Below are 20,213 nucleotides of genomic sequence, written 5' to 3' on the forward strand. Positions count from 1 at the left end.
TACATTGAAGGGCTGGAAAAACGACGTCCGACAGGGGGCGACGAGAACTGAAGCTAGGTGACGGTGAGCACGTCCCGGAGTACGTCCTCCAGCGTGGTCTTCGCGAGCTCCCTGCGCAGGGCGGCCTCCACGTCGTCATACACGGCGGTCATCACCGGACCGATCCCCCGGCCCACGACGCACTCGGGGTCGGGTGCCGAGCGGTGCAGCGCGAAGACCGATCCCGGCTCGACCGCCTCGTAGACATCGAGCAGAGTGATCGCCGCCGGCTCCCGGGAGAGCATCCACCCCGCCCCCGCGCCGCGCCGCGAGTCGGCGAGCCCGGCCTTGCGCAGCTCGGCCAGCAATCGCCGAATTACCACGGGATTGGTGTTGACGCTCGTCGCGATCTGCTCCGAGGTGGCCACCTCGTGGCCACGGCGCTGATACAAGCCGATCCACGCCAGGGCATGAGCCGCAACGGTCAGCCTGCTGTTCGCACTCATTCTCACTCACCTCGGTTGTAACCGTAATCGTTACATCAAGGTGGTGCAAGTCCTTCGCGCCACTCCGTCGGGAGCCCTGTCGAGCGGGTCGGCCCGCACCTGATCCGCCTCCGTCGGCCGGATCACCACCTCAATAAGCGATCACCGAATGGAGGGTAAGCCATGATCAGTTCATCGACCCGCCTGGCGGGGTGTTGTCTCCCAGCTCGCTGCCAGGGCTGTGCGGCCGGCGGGATACCCCCCTGCCAGGTGTAGTTGGCGAAGGGTGCTTTCCGTCTCGTTTGTGAAATGTTCGAGGGATGCCAGACGCTGCCACAGCGGGTCGGGGTGGCAGGGGACGGTGGCGCCGCGGGCGGCCCATTCCTTGGCGAGCTGTGCGTACAGGGGTGTGTCCAGGTCGGGTGCTTCCGCGCGGGTCTGGCCACGGGCGTGTGCGGGATGGGTAGGCCTTCGGCGCGCTTGTTCCGGAAGACGGGTGTCCGCTCTGCGTTTGCCGCTGCCTGCCTGTGGGCCGTGGCCAAGGTCCATCCAATGATCATCCGTCACGTTCGTCAAAACGATTCATCCGCCTTTGGGACACCGTGGGGCGTTGATCGGGCGTGGGTCGCTGCCCGGCCGCGTCGAGACGGAAGGCGTCGACGAAGGCCGCTACAAGGCGGGCCTCGGGAAGCAGGCCAGCTTCTGGCCAGCGGACACCTGAGAGGTGGCGGACCATCTGATCGGCGGTGTAGAGACGCGAGCCGGACGTACCCGCCCAGTCGAGCCCGCAGTCGCCCCCGCCATGCCGATCCTGGAATGCCTGCGTGAAGGAGATGTCGACCTCGGCATCGAGGTACTCGCCGTCCGTGTCGCGCCAGGAGCCGCAACTCTGTATCCCGGTCACGGGTCGGCCCGCTTCCAGGAGGCACTCGCCGACAGCAGCCGCATAGTGGCCCGCCCGCCGGGAGAGGGCAGCCCAAATCTGGAGACTGGATTTGCAAGCCACGGAACTCTCTCCGCTGCCGGCACCGGACCCCGCTGTCGGTACCGGACGGTGACGTTGTCGCATATCCCGCCGAACCGGATGCGACGTCCGCCCGCTGCCTGCGCGACAACCCGCGTCTGCTCGCCGTGGTGGGAGGCGACGGTTGGTGATCGTAACCACCTGAACTCACGCGACTCGCACTTCCCGGGGCGGCGCCCCGGAAGGGGAGCCGTGTTGGTCGAGGCCGATTACCTCCTTGGGAACCTCGCAAAAATCTGTGATCGCTGGAGTAGACATTGACCGGTCGACTGGCTATCGTTTCTCTCGTAGTCAGGAAGTCGGCAGGGCCCGGCAGACACGAACTGCCGGGAGCAGTGCAGGTAGTTGCAGTGTTCAGGGCGGTGCGGTGGTGGAGTTTCGAAGCCAGAGCGGTTGCAGGTCGGCGACGGGACTGACGGCCGTACCGGGTGGCCCGCAGTGATCAGGGGCCACCGAGAGCAGGACAGCGGTTGAAGGTGCAGTACGGGTAAGTGCAGTTCGCAGGACCCAGCAGTGCAGTCTGTGAGTGGTTCCTCGGTGAAGGCGTCGGCTGCGGGCGCGCGCACCGGGAGGTCCGGTAGTGGGGTTCTAAGCCAGAGCAGTGGTCGCAGGACGGGCGACGGGGGCTGGCTGCCGGAGAGTGGCGCTGTCACAGGCCGCGAAGCGGTACGCAGGAAAGCAGTACCAGTAGTACGCAGTACCGGTAGTTGGTTGGTTTCAGAGGGATTGAACGGAGGAGTGAGGCGCCATCAGGATCGCCCGGGCGGAATGGCTGAGCCCGGGTACCGCAGGACATCGATAGTGAGGTGGTCTCCGGTCGAGCAACCGCGATCCCCGCACAGGCTCACACCCTTCGTGAGCTGCCGCGGACACAGAAGGCCGGCGCAGGACTGGGGCCGGCAGATGGTGTAGCTGTTCCTTCGGGGCCCTGGCGCAAAGGCGCCAGGGCCCCTCCACGCGTTCCAAGAGAGGTGCAAGTGACAGCAGACGACTCGTTCGGCCGGCTCGACGACGATGACTACCCCGCGTACACGATGGGCCGGGCCGCCGAACTCCTCGGCACCACCCAGGGCTTCCTCCGCGCGATCGGCGAAGCCCGCCTGATCACCCCTCTGCGCTCGACGGGCGGACACCGCCGCTACTCCCGCTACCAGCTGCGCATCGCCGCCCGCGCCCGCGAACTCGTCGACGGTGGCATGCCCATCGAGGCCGCCTGCCGCATCATCATCCTCGAAGACCAACTCGAAGAAGCCCAGCGCATCAACACCGAATACCGCCGTGCCGCATCAGCGGGGTCGACGGCTGCGGTGTAGGGAACGGCTTGTCTGTATAGGTCGTCCAGGAGCAGGAGGGTGGCCCGGCGGCCATGGCCTGTGACGTGGGCGGAAGTCGGCTGCGGGCTTGGCAATTCTCGCGGTCCTCGCACGAGCGAGTCCTGAAGCTGCCCGCGTGACCCGATTCGGCGGTTAGATCCGAAGACGGGGGTAGATGGTGGGCTGTCACGGTCATGGCTCAGGAAGCGGGCGGATCGCATGGATGAGGCTGCCCGAAATGGGGACCTTCTGCAGGACGGCACTTCGGTCGGGGTGTCTGTGGCCTACGAGGGTGCCATGGGTGATGCTGCCCAGGGGCGTGCATTGGCGCGGGGTTTTCTTGAGCGGGTGCAGTCTGTTCACGGTTTCCCGGTGTCGCGCCGGGCGATGGACATCGTCCAGCTCGTCGTCAGTGAGCTGCTGACAAACGCCTTCCGGCACGGGTCCGGCCGGTGCCGACTCGACTTGAACGTGGTGGGAGGCTGTGTCCGGGTCGCGGTCTGGGACGCTTCCACGGTGCTGCCGATGCCCCAGGCACCTGATCCGAGCCGGGTCGGCCAACATGGCCTCGAGATTGTCATGGCGGTCAGTCGGAACTTTGAGGTGCGCCGAGAGACCACCGGCAAGCGTGTCGTTGCGGCCATCGTGCTCGCCGACGATCCGGAGGGAGACCTCGCGGGCCACAGGTTCTGAATCGCCTTCACTCTGAGCGTTGCCACTACCAGCGCGTGCCGTTGGGCACAGGGCTGGGTTCCCCGGTCGTCAGGGCCGGGGAACCCAGCCCAGCAGGCGGCTGTTTCCGCGCCGGCCGAAGGCCTACGCCGTGTCCCCGGAGCGCGGGGGAGCGGTTTGTGCTGCTTCGCAGGTGGGGTAGATGGCCAGAACCTCGTCCATGGCGGTGATGGCGAATACTCTGGCGATGGTGTCCGGGACGCCGGTCAGGCGCAGGTCGGTGCGCGTCTCGGCATGGATCAGGGTGTTGAGGAACGTGGAGTCGCCGAAGGTGACGCCTGCCAGGTCCACGATGACCGCACGGTGCTGGGCACAGAGCTGTTGGAGCTCGTCGGCGAAGGAGCCGACGGTGGCGTGGTCCATGTCGCCGCACGGACGAAGGACGGGTATCTCCTGCGGTGCGCCGCCGTCTGTGACCATGCCGCAAGGCGGGGCCCCGATCGAAAGGAACACCCCCGCATGAACCGCCCCCGTCGCCTGAAGTGGCAATACCCCGTCATCGCGGTCGTGGCCGCGGGCGCCGCCACCTTCGGCGTCATCCACACCACCACACCGACAGCCGCCACCGCCGCGGCGAAGAAGAAGCCGGGCGCGACCGACCGCATCAAGAACGACCCGCCGCCCCGGCTGTTCACCGACGCGCGAGTGGCCGACGTCGCCGAGCAGCAGACGGTCCAGAAGCACACCGCGGGCGCCCTGTTCATCCAATGGAAGGCGGCCCACGGCACCACTCGCGACGACAAAGCGTTCACCATCTGGGTCACCCAGCAGGTCCCCGCCCCACCCTCCAAGGCCGAGCGCACCGCCGAGCTGCACCAGGTGCAGCAGCTCGCCAAGGCCCGTACCGCCGCCGGAAAGAAAGCCGCGACCTGGCTGGAGCTTCACGGCAAGGGCGACATCTGGAAGCTGTACGGGCACGACCAGCGCGAACTGCTCCCCAAGGAGCAAGGGGCCGTCGACAAGAGTGAGTTGAAGCGTGCCCTCAAGCTCGCCAAGGCCATCACCGAGAAGGTGGCCGCAAGCGACAAGCAGCCCGCCCCGTACGTCCTCGACCCCACCCTGCGCCCCGACAAGCACGTCACCACCGGCCAGAAGGGCCCCTACTCCTATCCCTCCCGGCACGCCGCCAAGTCCGCCGCCGCCGTCACCTTGCTGAACGGCTGGGCCCCGCACCGCGACGAGGACTACCAGGCGATGGCCGCCCAGGTCGTCTACTCGCGCCTCTATATGGCCGGCCACGTGACCAGCGACATCACGGCGGGAACCCTGGTCGGCGATCTCGTCGGCGATTACTTCGACTATGTCGACAACGCCGACTCGGCTCTGAGCGCCGGCAAGTAGCCGTTGCCGTGCTCCCGGCCGATCCGGTCGGCCGGGACGCCCACACCAGCCGAGCGGGCGCCGCGGCCGACAGCACGCTGCCGCTTGCAGCCATCGCTTCCGCCCCCGGCGCAGGCACCCCGCCTCGCCCCGCCCCGCCGCGCCGCGCAGGCACGCTCGCCCGCCCCGCCCCGCCCTGGAGGCGCGCTCGTCCGCCACGTTGCTGCCTGCTCGCCTACCGACCGGACGGGGCACCCCCGCACCCAATCCCGGCACACTCATGGATGTAACACCGGATACAGCGGAACACGTTCTCTACGTCCGGCATCAAAGTTCGGAGGACGACCGATGACCAGGCCCGCACCGCTCCGCCCGGCCGAGCGGCGGCAGATGTGGCCGCTGTACGCGGCCGCCTTCACCACGGCCTTCGGCGCCCACGGCGTCGCCGCCAACCTCGGCGGTTTCTCCGACGACGCTGTCACCTCCCTCATGACACTGGGTGCCCTGCTCGCGCTCTACGACGGCGCGGAGGTGCTCCTCAAGCCCGTCTTCGGCACCCTCGCCGACCGCGTCGGCGCCCGACCCGTCCTCCTGGCCGGCCTGGCCGCCTTCGCGGCGGCCTCCGCCCTGTACGCGGTGGCGGACAGCCCCGGCTGGCTCTGGGCTGCCCGGCTCGGCCAGGGCGCCGCCGCGTCCGCCTTCTCCCCCTCCGCCTCCGCGCTGGTGGTCCGCCTCAATCCGGCCGCAGGCCACGGCCGGGCCTTCGGCAGCTACGGCTTCTACAAGTCCATCGGCTACAGCCTTGGCCCACTGCTCGGCGGCATCCTGGTCTGGGCCGACGGGCTGCGGCTGCTGTTCAGCGTCATGGCCCTGCTCGCCGCCGCCGTCGCCGTGTGGGCGGCACTCGCCGTACCGCACGTTCCGCCACTGCCACGCACCAGGCAGACCGTCGCAGACCTTGCCAGGCGGCTGACCGACCCGGCCTTTCTCAAGCCGACCGCGGCTCTTGCCGCCGCAACCGCCGCACTTTCCGTCGGTGTCGGCTTCCTGCCGGTCTCCGGCGCTGCAGCCGGCCTCGGCACCGTGGCCACCGGCGCCGCCGTCTCCGTCCTGGCCGCCGGCGCCGCCATCGTTCAGCCCAAGGCCGGACGCGCCCTGGACACCGGCCGCATCACCGCACGAACCGGAATGGGCCTCGGCCTTTTGACTGCCGCCGCGGGACTCGCTTGCGCAATGCTGCCCGGCCTCCCCGGCGTCCTACTCGCTGCGGTCCTGATCGGAATCGGCACCGGCATGATCACCCCACTCGGCTTCGCCACACTCGCGGCCTCCACCCCGCCCGAACGACTCGGCCAAACCATGGGCTCCGCCGAACTCGGCCGCGAACTCGGCGACGCAGGGGGCCCCTTGTTCGTCGCGGCCGCTGCCACGCTTGCCACCCTCACCTACGGATACGCCGCACTGGCCCTGCTCCTGGCCGCGGGCCCGGCACTCGCCCTCATCGTCCGCGGCACGGCACCTGCGCAGAGGCCCGGGTAGGCATGTGGCACCTCGGGTGAGCGACTGGTGGAGGCGGCGTGGGCTGTTTCCGAAGAGTTCCCGCAGGACCGTCGTGGCCTTCATGCGGCGAAGCCTGCCCCGCAGACTCACCGGGTCGCCACCGACGTCGAGGCCGCCCACCATGCGGAGTACGGTCCGGCACGCCGCGGCCACCGCATCCAGGGCCCTTTCCTCTGCCTGGATGTGTGATCGGCGGCCAGGCCCCGTACGTGATCCACAGGCTGATGCCTGCCGCGATCGCGGTCGGCGCCCGTGCCAAGGGTCGTGAGGCGGGGACGTCGAAGCGACGCGTCCCGGGCCGGCGTCTGCTCGCTCTCGAACATCGCGTGAGCCTCAGTGACAGTCCGGGAACACGTCCTGCTCTCGTGCAGGGTCACGGGCCGATGCAGCCGCGGGCCACGGTCGCCTGCGCACGGGCGAAGTCCGCCGGCTTCCGCATCCGGCCTCGGAGCGCCCGGCCCGGAGGGCATGGCACGGCTCTCCGAGATCTCCGACAGGTGAGGCCACGGCCGCGGCCCGGTGGCGGGCCGGTCGCCGGTCACGCCGGGCCTCTCGCCTACCTGTCGCCGTACGTCCTGCACCGATCAGGGAGCGCGGATCGATCACACGCCATCCGGCCGTTGGGCGAGGTCTCGGCGAAGCGCGCGTAACACGTGAAACCCGACACAATCCGCCCACAAAAACGGACTAATAAGCCAAAATGATTCTTTGGAGCTGATTGCCCCTACCAATCGGCCGAGGGATTTCAACGACCAGCGGGATGGGAGAAGCGCTTGATCACCGCAGGCAAGCGACGCACCGGGCTGATGGCTTTGGCCGGCGCACTCACACTTACGGCGCTGGGCGGTACCAGCTACGCCGCCACCGGCGACCCCGGGGCTCACGCGGAAACGCATGCACAGGCGAAGCGAGCGGACGCTCAGGACGCTTCCGACGCCCGAATAAAGATCACCCCAAGCCAAGCCCGCGGAGTCGGAATCAATGACCCCGTGAACGTCACGGTCAGTGACGGCCTTCTCACCAAGGTGACCATGACCGACGTCGCGACCGGCACCGAGGTTCCGGGCGCCCTGTCCGCGGACGGCACGTCCTGGAAGCCGAACGGCCCGCTGAAACAGGCCACCCGATATCAGGTCGCCGCCGAGGCCGAGGACGGCAAGGGCCGCTCCGCCATCGAAAACGCCGCGATTTCCACGGTCTCCCCGGCCAACGACTTCCTCGGGCACCTCTCACCCGAGAACGGCTCGACCGTCGGTGTGGGCATGCCCGTGACCTTCAACTTCGACAAGGCGATCGGCGACAAGGCCGCCGTCAAGTCGAAGATCCAGGTCAGCTCCAGCAGCGGCGAACAGATCGTCGGTCACTGGCTCAACAACAGCCGTCTGGACTTCCGCCCCGAGCACTACTGGAAGCCCGGCTCCACGGTCACCGTCAAGATGACTCTCGACGGCGCCCAGGAGACGGCCGCTTTCAAGATCGGCCGGAGCCAGGTCAGCACCGTCGACGCCAAAACGAAGCAGATGACCGTCGTGCGGGACGGCAAGACGATCAAGACCATTCCCATCTCGGCCGGCAGCGCCGAGCACCCGACGTACAACGGCCAGATGGTCATCTCCGAGAAGTACCGGCAGATCCACATGAACGGTGCGACCGTCGGCCTCACGGAGAAGAACGGCAAGCCCTCCTACGACATCGAGGCCGTGCCGCACGCCATGCGACTGACCGCCTCGGGCACGTTCATCCACGGCAACTACTGGGGCGGCGACGCGGTCTTCGGCAAGGTCAACACCAGCCACGGCTGCGTCGGCCTGAAGGACGTCAGGAACGCCGGCGAAGGCAAGCAGCCCGCCGCATGGTTCTTCGACAACTCGATGACCGGTGACGTCGTGATCGTCAAGAACTCCTCGGACAAGGCCGCCGTGGCCCCGGACAACGGCCTCAGCGACTGGAACATGCCGTGGAGCCAGTGGGTCTCGGACAGCGCATCGAACTGAGCTCGTGATTTATGGTCCGCAGTCGAACGGGGCTCGAACGTGATCAGGGTTTTCGCAGTTCAGCGGACGTGAGAGCGGTCTTCGCCTGATCCTGGGATCCGTCACAGAGTGGATCAGTGCGAGGGCCGTGGTTTTTGAGTCTGGTGGATCAGAGCTTCCGGCGACGCCGGCGAAGATCGAGCAGGCCTACCGCACGGTGCGACGGGAGAACGTCGCCCGCTACCTGCTCGCCCGACTCAACCGCGAGGGCCGCGGGACGCGGGTGGAGATCCAGCCGCTCAACCAGTCCCAGGACTCCCGGCCACTCCAGCGCGAAGTGAGTCTGCGCCACATGAACGTCCGCCGCTGGGCCCGCATCGTCGCCGCGTGCGCGGCCGGTGCCGAACAGGAGCTGGACGACGCGTGGGTGGAGCAGGTCATCGACCCCGGTTCCCAGTGGGCCCATACGAGTACGTGACCAACGTTGGGTTCGCCGCATGAGTGGGGCATTGCCCAACCGTTCCAGAGGCCCATTCGCGTGATCGCGAATGCGCCTCTGGCGTGCGTACAGCCGTTTTGTGCAGCAACCGCCGTGCCCCTCGCCGGCCCGCGGAACGCTTGGCGGTCTCGGAAGACGGGCGGCCCGCCCCGTGGCGCGGGCCGCCCATGATCGCGGTCGATCAGTTGCGGTTGCCTGCCTTGTCCACCACAGCCGTCGTGACGATCGAGTCACCGCCGAGGACCTTGCCGCGTGCCGAGATAGTCTGGGTGCCGACGATCCGGTAGGTCCGCGGGTCGATCAGCCACTGGTCGTGGATCGATTCACCGGTCGCGGCGTTCTCCCCACGGAAGTAGTTCAGGGCGACCACCCGGCGCCCGGCGGCGCTGTCGACCAGGTGGCCGGTGACCTTTCCGCCCGGCAGGAGTGCGAGGGCACGGTAGAGAGACGCCAGGCCCTTGGCCGGCATCACGTCGGCCGACAGCAGGTCTCTGATCTCGGAGTAGTCGTTGCGTGCCTGCGAGACCTCCTCGGAGTCGGCGATGGCATCCTGCTCGCGCAGCGCCTTCAGCGTCTCCATGCCGTCAGCCGGCAGGGCGGTGAGGACCTGGTACATCTCACGTGGCGAGCGGTCATCGCCCTCGCCGCCGTTCTTCAGGTGCATCTCGGTGACGTCGAGCGGATGGTGCCTCAACCGGAAGGCGCTGGCGGAGCCGTCGTAGCGGATCCAGTTCTCCACATCGCCCAAGCGTTTGTTGGACTTGTTCGCAGGCTCCTGCACCGACTTGGTGTAGATCCATTGCTTCGCCGTCGGAACGGTGCCGTCCGGCTGTGTCTGGACCGCGTCGGCGGCCTGCCGCAGGAACTCGGCAGCGCCTACTCCCTTGAAGCGCACGCCCGGCGTGGCCGCGGGCTGCACCGCGCGTCCCGTGTCCTTCCCGCCCACCAGCAGGGTGGCGGCGACGGCGACGGCGGTCACCGCGGCCACGACTGCGACGATCGCGAACTCCCGCCGTCGCCACAACGCGCGGCGCGACTCCCTGGCTCGCACGGCTTCGGTGAGCCGCGCCCGCCCCGGTGCGAGCCGGCCTCGGTCCGGTACCGGCATGTAGGCGCGCAGCTCACGCACTTCGGTCATCTCGTCCATGGCTAGGCCACCTCCGCAATGTCAATCACAAACGCGGGATCGGCACCCAGCGCCGTACGTACCTTGCGTCGCGCCCGGTTGAGCCGCGAACGAACCGTGCCGACCGGTATGCCCAACGCCTCCGCGACCTCCTGATAGGTCAGTTCGGCCCAGGCGATGAGCAGCAGAACGTGCCGGTCCGGCGCCGACAGTCCCGCGAGAGCGCCGGCCAGCGGGCCCTGCGCCGCGATCCGGCTGTCGGTGTCCTCCAGCCAGAACGCGCCCCCGGACGCGGCGAGCGGGTCGTGGCCGGTGCGGGCGAGCGCCCTGAGCGCCCGCACCTCGGCGCGGCGCTGCTTGCCGATGAGGTTCCCGGCGATGCCGTACAGCCAAGGGCGCGCGTTGGGGCGCCTGTGGTCGTAGCGGGACCGGATCCGGAAGGCGACCAGGAAGGTGTCGGCGGTGATGTCGTCGGCGGCCGCGTCGCCCAGGCGACGGGCCGCGTAGCGGTGGATGTCAGGGGCGTAGCGGTCGTAGAGCAGGGCGAACAGCTCCGACTCCTCCAACGACTGCGCGACGATCTCCGCGTCGTCCATCGTCCGTTCCGTGGACGGCGGTGGTCCGCTCACAGTGCTTCCCCTGACTCCTCGGTGAGTGCATGTCACCTGTTGTTCCCCGCCGAGATCCAAAAGGTTCACGGTTTCGCGAAAGCCGTCGCACCCCCGGTGAACACGCAGGCGCCCAGGGAATAACCCGCTTCGGCACCTTACTCACGGAGGGGCTCAGCCTCCGAGGCTCGTAGTGCCTCGCACCGCGTCGTGCAGTCTGCCGGCGCCTACGGATCTGCGGGCCGGGCTACACGCCGGCTACTGAGCGTTTTCCAACCTCACGTTGATGTGTGGTGAAGGACGAGGACCGCTTCACGACGTCGAGGATTCGGTTGGTGCTGCAGCGGCGTTTCCGCAGGAGGTGCCAGCCCTTGAGGGTGGCCATGGCCTTTGCGCCGAGACAGGGGATCTTGGCGTGGGTGGTGTTGTGGCGGCGCTTCCACCACTTGGGGCCCCGGCCTTGAAACGGTACGCGGATGGGTCCGCGGGCGTCTTGATGCGCCTTGTCCGCCAAGCATTTGAGTCCTGCTTCGGTGAGGGCTTCGATGATCCGGTGCTGCCGGGCGGCGGTCAGGTCGTGAGTCGAGCCGGGCAGAGCCGGCGAGGCCCAGAGCAGCCGTCCGAACGGATCGCTGAGGACCTGCACGTTCATGCCGTGGCGCTTCCGTTTGCCGGAGCAGAAGGGGGTGTCGGCGGAGGTCGATCGGCAGCAGGGTGCCGTCGAGGATGACGAATGCCTTCTCCCGGATCGTCCGCATCGCCTCGGTCAGGGACGGGGCGATGGTGGCCAGGGCCTCGACGGCTTCGCGTATGTAGCGGTGGACGGTCGCGATCCGATGCCGAACCCGGCGGCCGGCGGGCCTAGGTGTCCCCGCCCTGCAGGTGGGCCAGGGCGAACAGGGCCTGTCGCGAGGCGGTAAGGCACCGTCGACGCGTCCCGATGGCCTGCCGTCTGGCCGTCAGTTGTCCGGTCAGGAACCGGACGGTGCGGCTGAACAGATCAACCGAGGACGGGTAGAGAAGCACGCGAAGCTCCTGGCAGACGCGGGTGATCTTGTCGAGAACTCGTCTACCAGGAGCTTCGTTGGCGGGGGCGGGGGCGTCATCGCCGGCATCGAAGCGCTTGCGGGGCGTGATGTCCGGTGGCGCGGGGGCCCTGACGGCCTCCGATGTGCCTTGACCAGTGGGTTCGTGGGGCTGAGAGTGGTCCTAGTGATCGACTGGGGTGGGAAGCATGACGCACGATGAGTACGCCGACCGCTGCGAAGAGCTCTTCGCGGTGGGCGGTTTCGGGCAGGTTCGGAAGTTGGCCGAGGAGGGCTTGGAGGAGCTTGGGCCCGATCCGGTGCTTTACCGGTGGCTGGGTCTGGCGCACGCGGCGGAGGACGAGGACGATCACGACGCCGAGGCGGAGAAGGCCTACGAGGCCGGGCTCGCACATAGGCCCGATGATCTCGGACTGCTCGTCTCCTATCTGGAGTTGTGCCTTCGGGCCGACGGGTGGACCTACCCCGGGCGCAGCGCTCGGGCGGTCAGGCTCAAGGAGCGGATCGCCGTCCTGGCGCCGACGGGTTCGCCCGAGGCGGTACGGGTGGAGGACGCGCTCGGCTGGGCCGGCCGGGGTTACTGGCAGGACATACGGGAGCGGACGGCCGCCGTGCGGGACGAGCGGGTGGCCCTTACGTCTCACAGCGCCGATGTCGCCGAAGCGCTCGAGCGTGGGAGCGAGGTGCCCCGGCATCCTGAGGACCTGCGGGCGGCGGAGGTGACGGCCGCGCTGGAGCTGCTGGCTGGTCCGTGGCGAGCCCCGCTGCGGCTCTTGATCCGTCATCGGGTAGTCGCGTATGTCGTCACGTTCGTGTTGGTGCTCAGCACCAACAAGGCGCTGGTGCTGAGCGGCACCGTTTCCTACAGCGTGTGGGGCTGGATCTGGTACGTGCCCCTCCTGCTCGCCGACGGCAAGCTCAAGCTTGCCCGGCGGCTGGCCAGGCAGCGGGTGATCGCCGCGATGGTAGCCCGGCACGCCGACACCGCCGCCTCCGCGGGCTAGTGCTGCGCAGTCGACCGCGTGCTCCACCGCTACACGGAAGCTTCCACCGCAGCCGAGCAACTCACCGACGAACTCGGCCAGGCTGGCGACGTCACCATCGAGCACCCGGCGCAGAGGGACGGGCCCGGCGCCGGCTACTTCCTGGCCGTGCTCGCTGCCGACCTCTAGCAGGGGGATCGACTGTCACTCGGCGAGCGCGTTGTCCCAGCACTGCCGGGAGCGGCCGACCGGCAGACTGACTTCCAACCGGCCTGCCAGAGACTTGAGTTGCTGGCTGATGTAACCCTCGCTATGACCTTGCTCGCCTATGCCCCGGCCGCCAGGCGGGCGGGCCACGACCTGAGACGCCCCTGATCCGGAGGGCGGATTGTGATTGATTTGTGCGCAATGGATGCGGAAGGTGATCTCAATTGTTCTCATCAAACTTTGAAACGGTCACAAGAGGATCACTAAGGTGAGGTCTCGAACCTTCGCACGGACAATCGCTCGCAACGGGTGAGAGACGGTGAAGGGGGCGCCGTCCACGGGCAGTTGCGCGGGCGGTGGAGGAAGAAGGAGCTTGTCTTCGTGGCGCTTCACCGCCGACCCAAGTCACCCAGCCGCGCTCGCGTTACGGTGATGACCGTGACCGCCGCCGCTGCCGTGGCGCTCACCTCGCAGGCCGCCAACGCGGCCCCCAAGCCCACCAAGAGCGAGGTGAAGTCCGAGGTCGACAAGCTCTACAAAGAGGCGGAGCGGGCCACCAACCAGTACGACGGGGCCAAGGAGAAGCAGGAGAAGCTGCAGAAGGAGATCGGCCTGCTGCAGGACAAGGTCGCCCGCGAGCAGGACGAACTCAACGAACTGCGCCAGGGCATCGGCGCGATGGCCAGCGCCCAGTACCGTTCCGGCGGTATCGATCCGGCCGTTCAGCTGCTGCTCTCCGCGGACCCCGACGACTACCTCGACAAGGCGTCGACGCTGGAGTCGCTCTCCGCGCAGCAGCTGGAGTCGCTGCACAAGGTGCAGGCGAAGCAGCGCGAGCTGGCCCAGGAGCGCGCCGAGGCCACGCGGAAGCTCAAGGACCTCGCGGACACCCGCACCGAGCTGGGCGAGAAGAAGAAGGAAGTGCAGGGCAAGCTCAGCAAGGCGCAGAAGCTGCTGAACACGCTGACCGCGGCCGAACGCCAAGAGATCGCCGACGCCGAGCAGCAGGCCAGTCAGACCGCTGCGCAGCAGGTCGACCTCGGCAACGAGGTGGCCTCCTCCCCGTTCGGCGCCGCGGCGCTGAACGCCGCCGCTACGCAGATCGGCAAGCCGTACGCCCGGGGCGGCACGGGCCCCGGCTCCTACGACTGCTCGGGCCTCACGCAGTGGGCGTACGGCGAGGCCGGTGTCCAGATATCCCGGGTCACCTACACGCAGGTCAATGACGGGACGCGGATCGGCATGAGCGCGCTCAAGCCCGGTGACCTGGTCTTCTTCAACAACACCGAGCATGTAGGCCTCTACGCGGGCAACAACCAGGTGCTGCATGCCCCGTACCCGGGCGCCTATGTGCGCTACGAGTCGATGAGCACGATCGGATCGTTCCAGTTTGGCGTGCGCATCGCTGGCTGAGTGCACGGGCCTCCGCTCCGCGGGCCCTTAAAGGAAGTCCGGCTCCGGCTGCTCTCTGGTCTCTGCCTCGGCTCCCGCATCGCGGGAGGGCCAAGACGGCAGCCACCGCGTATTCCTCAGGCACGCCGGTGAGAACCACGGCGGGAACCTGCGTCACCAGAACCTTGCTGTGCCAGAGACTCAGCCCTTTCAGCCGACGCACTGCACGGACGACGTCCATCACGCGGAGACCTGGGTCGGTGAGCACCACGTCGTGAGGTATGTCGTCGCACACGAGCAAGAAGTATTCGTCTCCCAAGGCTCCCCCGTCTCTCTCCGGTTCGGAGCGTACGAGCCCTCAGCTGTCGTGGCGCGTGGTTTTGAACGAGCCGAACCAGGCAGTTGGTCGGTCAACCCGGCTGGCCTGTGGCCAGGTTCCACACGCGAACGGTCCCCTTCACTGTCTCCGGTGACGGCGACCGGCACGCCATCCACGACCGTGCACGCCAGTGCGTCCACTGAGCCAGTGTGGCCGGTCAGTGTGTCGCGGAGAGCTGGTGTGAAGTCGCGTCCGGTCGCCCAGGCGGGTGCCCATTTCGGTGGCCGGTGCGGGTGGTGAGTTGGTGAAGGAGCGGGGGCACCGGCGCGAGCGGCATTGAGGGCCAAGGCTCGGCGGCGCACAGAAGGTCTGGCGAGCGCGTGGAGGTTGAGGTTCGTGCGGTAGATGGCAGCGGCGAGACGGGCTTCGTCAGTCGTTGCGCGTTGGAGGTGATCTGTCCCGCGCCGGCCACCGCAGGGTGGCCGGGAAGGCTGATGGCGGACCGCTTGCTCGCGGCGTGGCAGCCGCGGCCGCCGGTTCAGGGTGGCCGCCGAGTGCGGCCACGTCGCTGGGCATGAGCCGGCTCGCGTCGTCGCGGTCGAGGACACACGCGTACTGCGGCAGCAGATCATGCAGGCCAGGCGTCGTCGCGCACAGCCGCTGAAGCTGCTGGTGGGGGAGGGGAACAGGAGTCCCACGCCCGGTGTTGAGGATCGCTGCGCTTTCACGGCGCCGAAGAGCGGGGTGGCGAGGAAGCTGCCCTCGAGATCGCCTACAACGACGAAGAGGTGCCTCGCGCGCTCCGCAGCGTCCTCGGCACCCGAAGCCTGCCGCTCTGGAACAGGCCGGTCAGCTCGAACCTACGGAGGAGTCGGACTACGAAGCGGCAGGCGTGCTGGTTCGTCGCCGGGAGAGGCGGAACACCTCCAGCAGCGCCCGTACACCGCCCCTGATCGCATCGACCAAACTCGGCGTCTAGACAAGGCAGTTGACAGGAAGCAGGAAGATCAGCAAGTCTCCCACGACCATGGCGACAGCCGGGAAGGACGGGCAGTCGGGCACAGCCCTCAGTGGATCTTGTGGATCCAGTGAGGCGATTGAGCTTCAGGCCGTGCCGCTCATTGTCGCCGTTCTGCGGTACCCGCCCCTCGCCAAGGAGTTTCCGTTGCACAGAGCAGTCAGGGCCGCGGCCGTGCTCGCCCCCCTTCTCACCGTCACTCTCAGTCCGGCGCCGGCTTCGGCAACTGCCCCTTTCAAGGGGGCCAACACTGCCGCTGTCCAGGACGACTTCAACGGTGACGGCTACCGGGACCTGGTGGTGGGTGCGCCCCGCGCCGCCAATGGCAGCGTGGAGGAAGCCGGCGCCGTCGTCGTTCTGTACGGGGCGGCGTCATCGGTGAGCACCACGCGCCGCGCGGTCATCACCCAGGCGACCCCCGGGATCCCCGGCGACCCCGAGCAATGGGACGCCTTCGGCACGGCGGTCGCCAGTGCCGACTTGGACCGGGACGGGTATGCGGATCTACTCGTCGGCACTCCGGAGGAAACCGTCGGTGACAAGGAGTCCCGGGGCTCGGTGACCGTCGTGTGGGGCGGGCCTGGCGGTCTGCAGGGCGGTGCAACCGTGTCCCCTCCGGCCGGGTATGGGGACGGCATGACGTACTGCGGCTTCGGGATGTCACTGGCCACGGGCGACATGGACGGCGACAGTGTCCCGGAGGTGGCTATCGGCTCGCGCTGCGAGGGTGCTGCCTACAGCGGCCTCTTCACGCGCACTGGCAAGGCAGCATCCAGTTACCGGGAATGGCGCACCGGTGAGGCGCGCGGTGTGGTGATGGGCGACGTCAACGGTGACGGCACGGCAGAGCGATTCTGGATGGCCGGGCCCACGGACGGCGACCTCCGCGGGCCGGTCCATGAGGAGAGTTCGGGCGGTGAGCTCGTCAAACTCACCAACGCTGACGGCCACGCCGGTCAGATCGGCGACATCAACGGCGATGGCTACGGTGACCTGGTCACCGGCATCGCGGACGACGACTTCAGGATGAACGAGACCGGGGCAGCACACCGCGGCGGGGAGATCCAGGTCTTGTACGGCAGCGCGCACGGCATCACCGTCGGCCAGCGACCGAAGGTGTTCCACCAGGCCACGGCAGGCGTCCCCGGCACCGCAGAGGACGGCGATCAGTTCGGCCAGTCGCTCAGCGTCGGTGACGTCAATGCCGACGGATACGCCGACGTCCTCGTCGGCTCTCCCAGCGAGGCGGTCGGCACACGCCTCTACGCCGGTACGGCCGTCCTGCTGCGCGGCTCCGCGACCGGCCTGACCACGGCCAGGGCCGCTGGATACACCCAGGACACGGCGAGCGTGCCCGGCAGCGCCGAGAGCGGAGACCAGTTCGGCGCGGCGGTGCACCTCACCGATCTGAACAAGGACGGCAAAGCCGAGACGGTCGTCGGCGTACCCGGGGAGAACACCGACGGCTGCGTGTGGATCGCCCGCGGCTCGGCCTCCGGGCCCGTCCTGAGCGGGTCCGTCAATCTGTGCGGCAAGAGCGCAGGCATCACCGTCCGTGACACGCAAGGCTACTTTGGAGCCGCACTGACGAGCCCTCACACTTCCTCCTAGCGGCGGCAGAAACGTCTTGCGGGCCGGGGCGGCCACAAGGAAGCAGCGTCGAGCCGGCTGCCCTTTAGAGGTCGTTTCATCCTGCTGTTTCATCCTGGAATGCGGCTTTTACTCGGCGGTGTCGGGTCGCGCCAGGAGGTGGTGTTCTCGCCGGTGAGTCGGCGGGCCATGAGGTCGGTCATGGCAACGTGGATCATGGCTTCGGAGCGGTGGGGGTGGGTCTCGTAGTCGCGGGCCAGGCGGCGGTGGAGCATGAGCCAGTCATAGGTCCGCTCGACCGCCCAGCATGTCGGGATGGGGGTGAACCCGCGGGCTCCGGCCGTACGTTGGACGATCTCAAGGTCGATGCCGAGGGAGCGGCTTGCTCGACGAAGTGCTTTCGGTACCCGCTGTCGACCCAGACTTTTCGCAGGCCGGGATGGGTCGCGGCGGTCTGGTCCTGGAGACTCTGCCCGGCAGTGGAGTCCTGGACGCTTGCGGCGGTGACCAGCACCGCAAGGAGCAGGCCGAGGGTGTCGGTGATGATGCTGCGTTTGCGGCCGACGATCTTCTTGCCCGCGTCGATGCCCTGGCCGGCGATCCCAGGTATCCGGCGCTCGGTGACGCCTGAGCTGGCTGCGCTGCGGTGTTGTGGTCGTGATGGTCGGCGGCGGTGGCCACCCAGAAACCGGGTGACCACCGCCGTTGCGTCCGCTCCACTGTTGAGCTGTGGGTGTGGTTACGGGGCGGAGACTTCCTTGGTCAGGCGGCCGGTCCACGGGCACCAGTACAGGCCGGGCAGGAAGGGGCCGCCGGCTTCGTCGAGGTGGTCGTTGGTGTACGGGATGGTCGCGTCGCAGACCTCGATTGCCTGGTCGGCGAAGGAGACCGTGTCGGGGTTGACGTGGAAGTCCCACTGCGGGTTGTAGGCCGCGGACGTCTTGACGATCCGCCCGATGACGATCTTGTGCTCCCCGGTGCGGACGAGCTCGCGTGCTTCCTTGATCTTCTCGGGGTTGTTGAGCATGAGCGTGAAGTCCGACCCCGTGATGTCCCGGAGGTTGAAGTACGCAGCGTTCGCGGCGGCCTTCGTCGGCGCGACGGCCTGGGCCGATCCGGCAGGGGCGGCGGTGAAGGCGAGCAGGGTGGCCGCGGCGAGGGTGCCGAGCTTGAGGGAGAGGCGTCGCATGTAGGGCAGCTCCATGCCTTGGGGTCGTGTCCTCACGACCGTTCGTCACGGAACGTAATGGAAAGAACTCTTAAAGTGATCACGGCGCGCTGATCTTTCCGGCACTTCAAGCGGCGCTCGCCGACCGCCCCCACCCGCGGCGGTGCGCAGCCCGATGTGTGAGAGGCGGCAGCGTGGGCCGCGCTCCGCCCGGCACCACAAAGCCCTCCGCCCGGGGTGGAATAAGGGCGGAGGGCTTTGTGGGTGTCCTTCTGTAGCTTCGTTCAGCGACAGCGTTTGTCGATGAGTTCCAGCAGCAACTCACCATCAACGTGCCTGTGAATGTCGCACTCGTAGCCCTGTCCCAGGAGCGCTACCTCGACCAGGTCCTCCTCCCTCAAGTCGATCTGATCGCGATGCGGCACGGCAACGTCCTCGAGCGCGGTGACGTGGACGAGGCGTCCGGGTATCAGCAGATCGGATTCGACTGGGCCTGAACGCCCCCGTCCGCCCTGGCTCGGGTGGCAGACTGGTGGTTGCTGGTGCCGTGTACGTCCCCCGTGGCGCCACCAGCTCCCAAGTTCCGGCCCGGGTCAGCGATCCGGGAGCGGACACCCTTGTGGCCCGCCCTCTGGGGAGAGCGGGCCACAAGCACGTCTAACAGGGTTCAGGCCGGCAGTCGTTGAACCCCGCTCCTCAGCCGCTTCCCTCGTTCGATGAGCGTCCTCCGACACGGTGCCGGCGCGCACGTGGGCCTGTCAGGACGGTTCTTCAGTCGCATCAGCGAGAAGTGCTCGACATGCGGGGCGTCGGCGTGATGCGCGACCGCCCGCAGGCTCAGGCTTTGACCCCGCCAGTAGCCCCGCGATTCCCTCTCCGGCCTACCAAGATGTTGACGCTGCGTCGGGCCGGCCTCTGACTGGTCATGGAAGGGTGGGTGGTTCTCCGCCTGCCCCGTCGTGATCTTGGTCATGTGTACGCAAAGTCTTCATCACCCGTACAACTATTCGTACGGGTCGCTGATCTGATCACCGGAGCCAGAAGGCTCCATGATCAGTTGGGCCCCTGGTGTCGACGTTCCGTGAGGGACGACCACCGGGTGGGCCCCTTTCTCCACTTGGGGATCGCATGCGCATACGTGCCACCGTGGCCGCCGTCTCCGGCGCCCTGGCCCTCTCCGCCCTCGCCGTCCCGGGCGCCCACGCAGCCGGCTCCGCCGACCACCGCGCGGACATCGCCAAGGTGCGCGAGGCCGCCCACGCCGCCTCGGGCAAGGCCCCGTACACCGGCTCGACGGGCTCCGACGGCGAGCCCTACACGCTCGACCTGACCTTCTCCAACGTGAAGATCAACGGCGGTAGCCCGATCGTGGTCGGCACCAGCAACAAGGTCTCCGTCCCGGTGACCTACAGCATCAAGCACGCCGCGTCCGTGGACATCACCGCCGACGACTTCATCCTGGACGTCGAGATCTACCGCGGCTCTTACGACGACGCCGCGAACGTTCTGTTCGGCGACAACGTCCCCTCCTGCACGGAGACTTCGTCGACCACCGCCAGCTGCAAGAGCAGCATCGACGTTTACCCGCATGACGAGCTCCTCAACGAGGACGCCGGCACTTGGAAGGCCGACGGCTACGCGATCGCGCTGAACGGTGTCGACCTGGACGACGAGAACGCCGACTGGAGCAAGGTCGGCGTCGTCGGCCAGGACGCGCTGGCCACCACCAAGCTCCAGCGCTACTCCAAGCTGACGGTCAACGCCTCGCCGGAGCCGGTCAAGAAGGGCAAGACCATCACGGTCACCGGCCTGCTGTCCCGTGCCAACTGGGACACCCACAAGTACGCCGGCTACACCGTCCAGCCGGTCGG

Annotated in this window: 18 protein-coding genes and 3 pseudogenes; 12 read left to right on the forward strand and 9 right to left on the reverse strand. The window is 68.0% G+C overall.

The window, feature by feature from the left end:
• Window positions 1-53: 53 nt before the first annotated feature.
• On the reverse strand, window positions 54-485 hold the full coding sequence (locus ACIRQH_RS39785; protein WP_388878022.1) for an Rrf2 family transcriptional regulator: 432 nt from the start codon (window positions 483-485) through the stop codon (window positions 54-56).
• A 535-nt stretch (window positions 486-1,020) separates the two neighbouring features.
• Window positions 1,021-1,368, reverse strand: coding sequence for a hypothetical protein (locus ACIRQH_RS39790; protein WP_388878019.1), 348 nt, complete (start codon window positions 1,366-1,368; stop codon window positions 1,021-1,023).
• 1,097 nt (window positions 1,369-2,465) lie between these two features.
• Between ACIRQH_RS39790 and ACIRQH_RS39795 the strand changes: the two genes are divergently transcribed.
• Window positions 2,466-2,801 carry a MerR family transcriptional regulator gene (locus ACIRQH_RS39795; protein ID WP_404230348.1) on the forward strand — a complete coding sequence of 112 codons (336 nt, stop codon included), beginning with the start codon at window positions 2,466-2,468 and terminating at the stop codon, window positions 2,799-2,801.
• A 219-nt stretch (window positions 2,802-3,020) separates the two neighbouring features.
• Window positions 3,021-3,494 (forward strand): ATP-binding protein, encoded by a 474-nt coding sequence (locus ACIRQH_RS39800; protein WP_404230350.1) that lies wholly within the window; start codon window positions 3,021-3,023, stop codon window positions 3,492-3,494.
• 123 nt (window positions 3,495-3,617) lie between these two features.
• Here the strand turns inward: ACIRQH_RS39800 and ACIRQH_RS39805 are convergent, their stop codons facing one another.
• On the reverse strand, window positions 3,618-3,953 hold the full coding sequence (locus ACIRQH_RS39805) for an STAS domain-containing protein (RefSeq protein WP_404230352.1): 336 nt from the start codon (window positions 3,951-3,953) through the stop codon (window positions 3,618-3,620).
• Window positions 3,954-3,992: 39 nt separating this feature from the next.
• On the opposite strand from ACIRQH_RS39805, the gene ACIRQH_RS39810 reads away from it, so the two are divergent.
• From ACIRQH_RS39810 to ACIRQH_RS39825, 4 genes are all read left to right on the forward strand, one after another.
• A complete protein-coding gene (locus tag ACIRQH_RS39810; protein ID WP_404230355.1) occupies window positions 3,993-4,874 on the forward strand; it encodes a phosphatase PAP2 family protein in 882 nt (293 codons plus the stop codon).
• 327 nt (window positions 4,875-5,201) lie between these two features.
• A complete protein-coding gene (locus tag ACIRQH_RS39815; protein WP_404230358.1) occupies window positions 5,202-6,392 on the forward strand; it encodes an MFS transporter in 1,191 nt (396 codons plus the stop codon).
• A gap of 827 nt (window positions 6,393-7,219) precedes the next feature.
• Complete coding sequence (locus ACIRQH_RS39820) at window positions 7,220-8,407, forward strand: Ig-like domain-containing protein (protein WP_404230392.1); 1,188 nt, start codon at window positions 7,220-7,222, stop codon at window positions 8,405-8,407.
• A gap of 127 nt (window positions 8,408-8,534) precedes the next feature.
• On the forward strand, window positions 8,535-8,864 hold the full coding sequence (locus ACIRQH_RS39825) for a hypothetical protein (RefSeq protein WP_404230360.1): 330 nt from the start codon (window positions 8,535-8,537) through the stop codon (window positions 8,862-8,864).
• Window positions 8,865-9,066: 202 nt separating this feature from the next.
• Here the strand turns inward: ACIRQH_RS39825 and ACIRQH_RS39830 are convergent, their stop codons facing one another.
• From ACIRQH_RS39830 to ACIRQH_RS39840, 3 genes and pseudogenes are all read right to left on the reverse strand, one after another.
• Window positions 9,067-10,032, reverse strand: coding sequence for a CU044_5270 family protein (locus ACIRQH_RS39830; protein ID WP_404230362.1), 966 nt, complete (start codon window positions 10,030-10,032; stop codon window positions 9,067-9,069).
• Between the two features lie 2 nt (window positions 10,033-10,034).
• A complete protein-coding gene (locus tag ACIRQH_RS39835) occupies window positions 10,035-10,640 on the reverse strand; it encodes an RNA polymerase sigma factor (RefSeq protein WP_404230365.1) in 606 nt (201 codons plus the stop codon).
• Between the two features lie 257 nt (window positions 10,641-10,897).
• Window positions 10,898-11,645: pseudogene (locus ACIRQH_RS39840) on the reverse strand (transposase family protein).
• A 208-nt stretch (window positions 11,646-11,853) separates the two neighbouring features.
• On the opposite strand from ACIRQH_RS39840, the gene ACIRQH_RS39845 reads away from it, so the two are divergent.
• The 3 genes from ACIRQH_RS39845 to ACIRQH_RS39855 all read left to right on the forward strand — a co-directional run bounded on the left by ACIRQH_RS39845 (window position 11,854) and on the right by ACIRQH_RS39855 (window position 14,268).
• Window positions 11,854-12,669 (forward strand): hypothetical protein, encoded by an 816-nt coding sequence (locus tag ACIRQH_RS39845; RefSeq protein ID WP_404230368.1) that lies wholly within the window; start codon window positions 11,854-11,856, stop codon window positions 12,667-12,669.
• A gap of 18 nt (window positions 12,670-12,687) precedes the next feature.
• Window positions 12,688-12,837, forward strand: coding sequence for a hypothetical protein (locus tag ACIRQH_RS39850; protein ID WP_404230371.1), 150 nt, complete (start codon window positions 12,688-12,690; stop codon window positions 12,835-12,837).
• Window positions 12,838-13,236: 399 nt separating this feature from the next.
• Window positions 13,237-14,268 (forward strand): NlpC/P60 family protein, encoded by a 1,032-nt coding sequence (locus tag ACIRQH_RS39855; protein WP_388936647.1) that lies wholly within the window; start codon window positions 13,237-13,239, stop codon window positions 14,266-14,268.
• A gap of 133 nt (window positions 14,269-14,401) precedes the next feature.
• Here the strand turns inward: ACIRQH_RS39855 and ACIRQH_RS39860 are convergent.
• Window positions 14,402-14,488 (reverse strand): annotated as a pseudogene (locus tag ACIRQH_RS39860) (ribosomal protein L7/L12); the annotation flags it as partial.
• A gap of 1,066 nt (window positions 14,489-15,554) precedes the next feature.
• Here ACIRQH_RS39860 and ACIRQH_RS39865 point away from each other — a divergent pair.
• Window positions 15,555-17,195, forward strand: coding sequence for a hypothetical protein (locus ACIRQH_RS39865; protein WP_404230374.1), 1,641 nt, complete (start codon window positions 15,555-15,557; stop codon window positions 17,193-17,195).
• An 89-nt stretch (window positions 17,196-17,284) separates the two neighbouring features.
• Here the strand turns inward: ACIRQH_RS39865 and ACIRQH_RS39870 are convergent.
• Window positions 17,285-17,811, reverse strand: a pseudogene (locus ACIRQH_RS39870) (transposase); the annotation flags it as partial.
• 102 nt (window positions 17,812-17,913) lie between these two features.
• A complete protein-coding gene (locus ACIRQH_RS39875; protein WP_388877900.1) occupies window positions 17,914-18,378 on the reverse strand; it encodes a calmodulin-binding protein in 465 nt (154 codons plus the stop codon).
• Between the two features lie 302 nt (window positions 18,379-18,680).
• Between ACIRQH_RS39875 and ACIRQH_RS39880 the strand changes: the two genes are divergently transcribed.
• Complete coding sequence (locus tag ACIRQH_RS39880) at window positions 18,681-18,839, forward strand: hypothetical protein (protein ID WP_388877897.1); 159 nt, start codon at window positions 18,681-18,683, stop codon at window positions 18,837-18,839.
• Between the two features lie 631 nt (window positions 18,840-19,470).
• On the forward strand, window positions 19,471-20,213 hold a 743-nt coding region (locus ACIRQH_RS39885), incomplete at its 3' end, for a hypothetical protein (protein ID WP_404230377.1).

The sequence above is a fragment of the Streptomyces sp. NPDC102279 genome (assembly GCF_044766365.1).
Taxonomy (GTDB): domain Bacteria; phylum Actinomycetota; class Actinomycetes; order Streptomycetales; family Streptomycetaceae; genus Streptomyces.

Bases quoted from the DNA above. Each gene is read 5' to 3' on its own strand.
- ACIRQH_RS39845 (WP_404230368.1), top strand. From the start codon at position 11,854: ATGACGCACGATGAGTACGCCGACCGCTGCGAAGAGCTCTTCGCGGTG.
- ACIRQH_RS39785 (WP_388878022.1), bottom strand. From the start codon at position 485: ATGAGTGCGAACAGCAGGCTGACCGTTGCGGCTCATGCCCTGGCGTGG.
- ACIRQH_RS39815 (WP_404230358.1), top strand. From the start codon at position 5,202: ATGACCAGGCCCGCACCGCTCCGCCCGGCCGAGCGGCGGCAGATGTGG.
- ACIRQH_RS39830 (WP_404230362.1), bottom strand. From the start codon at position 10,032: ATGGACGAGATGACCGAAGTGCGTGAGCTGCGCGCCTACATGCCGGTA.
- ACIRQH_RS39875 (WP_388877900.1), bottom strand. From the start codon at position 18,378: ATGGAGCTGCCCTACATGCGACGCCTCTCCCTCAAGCTCGGCACCCTC.
- ACIRQH_RS39800 (WP_404230350.1), top strand. From the start codon at position 3,021: ATGGATGAGGCTGCCCGAAATGGGGACCTTCTGCAGGACGGCACTTCG.
- ACIRQH_RS39810 (WP_404230355.1), top strand. From the start codon at position 3,993: ATGAACCGCCCCCGTCGCCTGAAGTGGCAATACCCCGTCATCGCGGTC.
- ACIRQH_RS39820 (WP_404230392.1), top strand. From the start codon at position 7,220: ATGGCTTTGGCCGGCGCACTCACACTTACGGCGCTGGGCGGTACCAGC.
- ACIRQH_RS39805 (WP_404230352.1), bottom strand. From the start codon at position 3,953: ATGGTCACAGACGGCGGCGCACCGCAGGAGATACCCGTCCTTCGTCCG.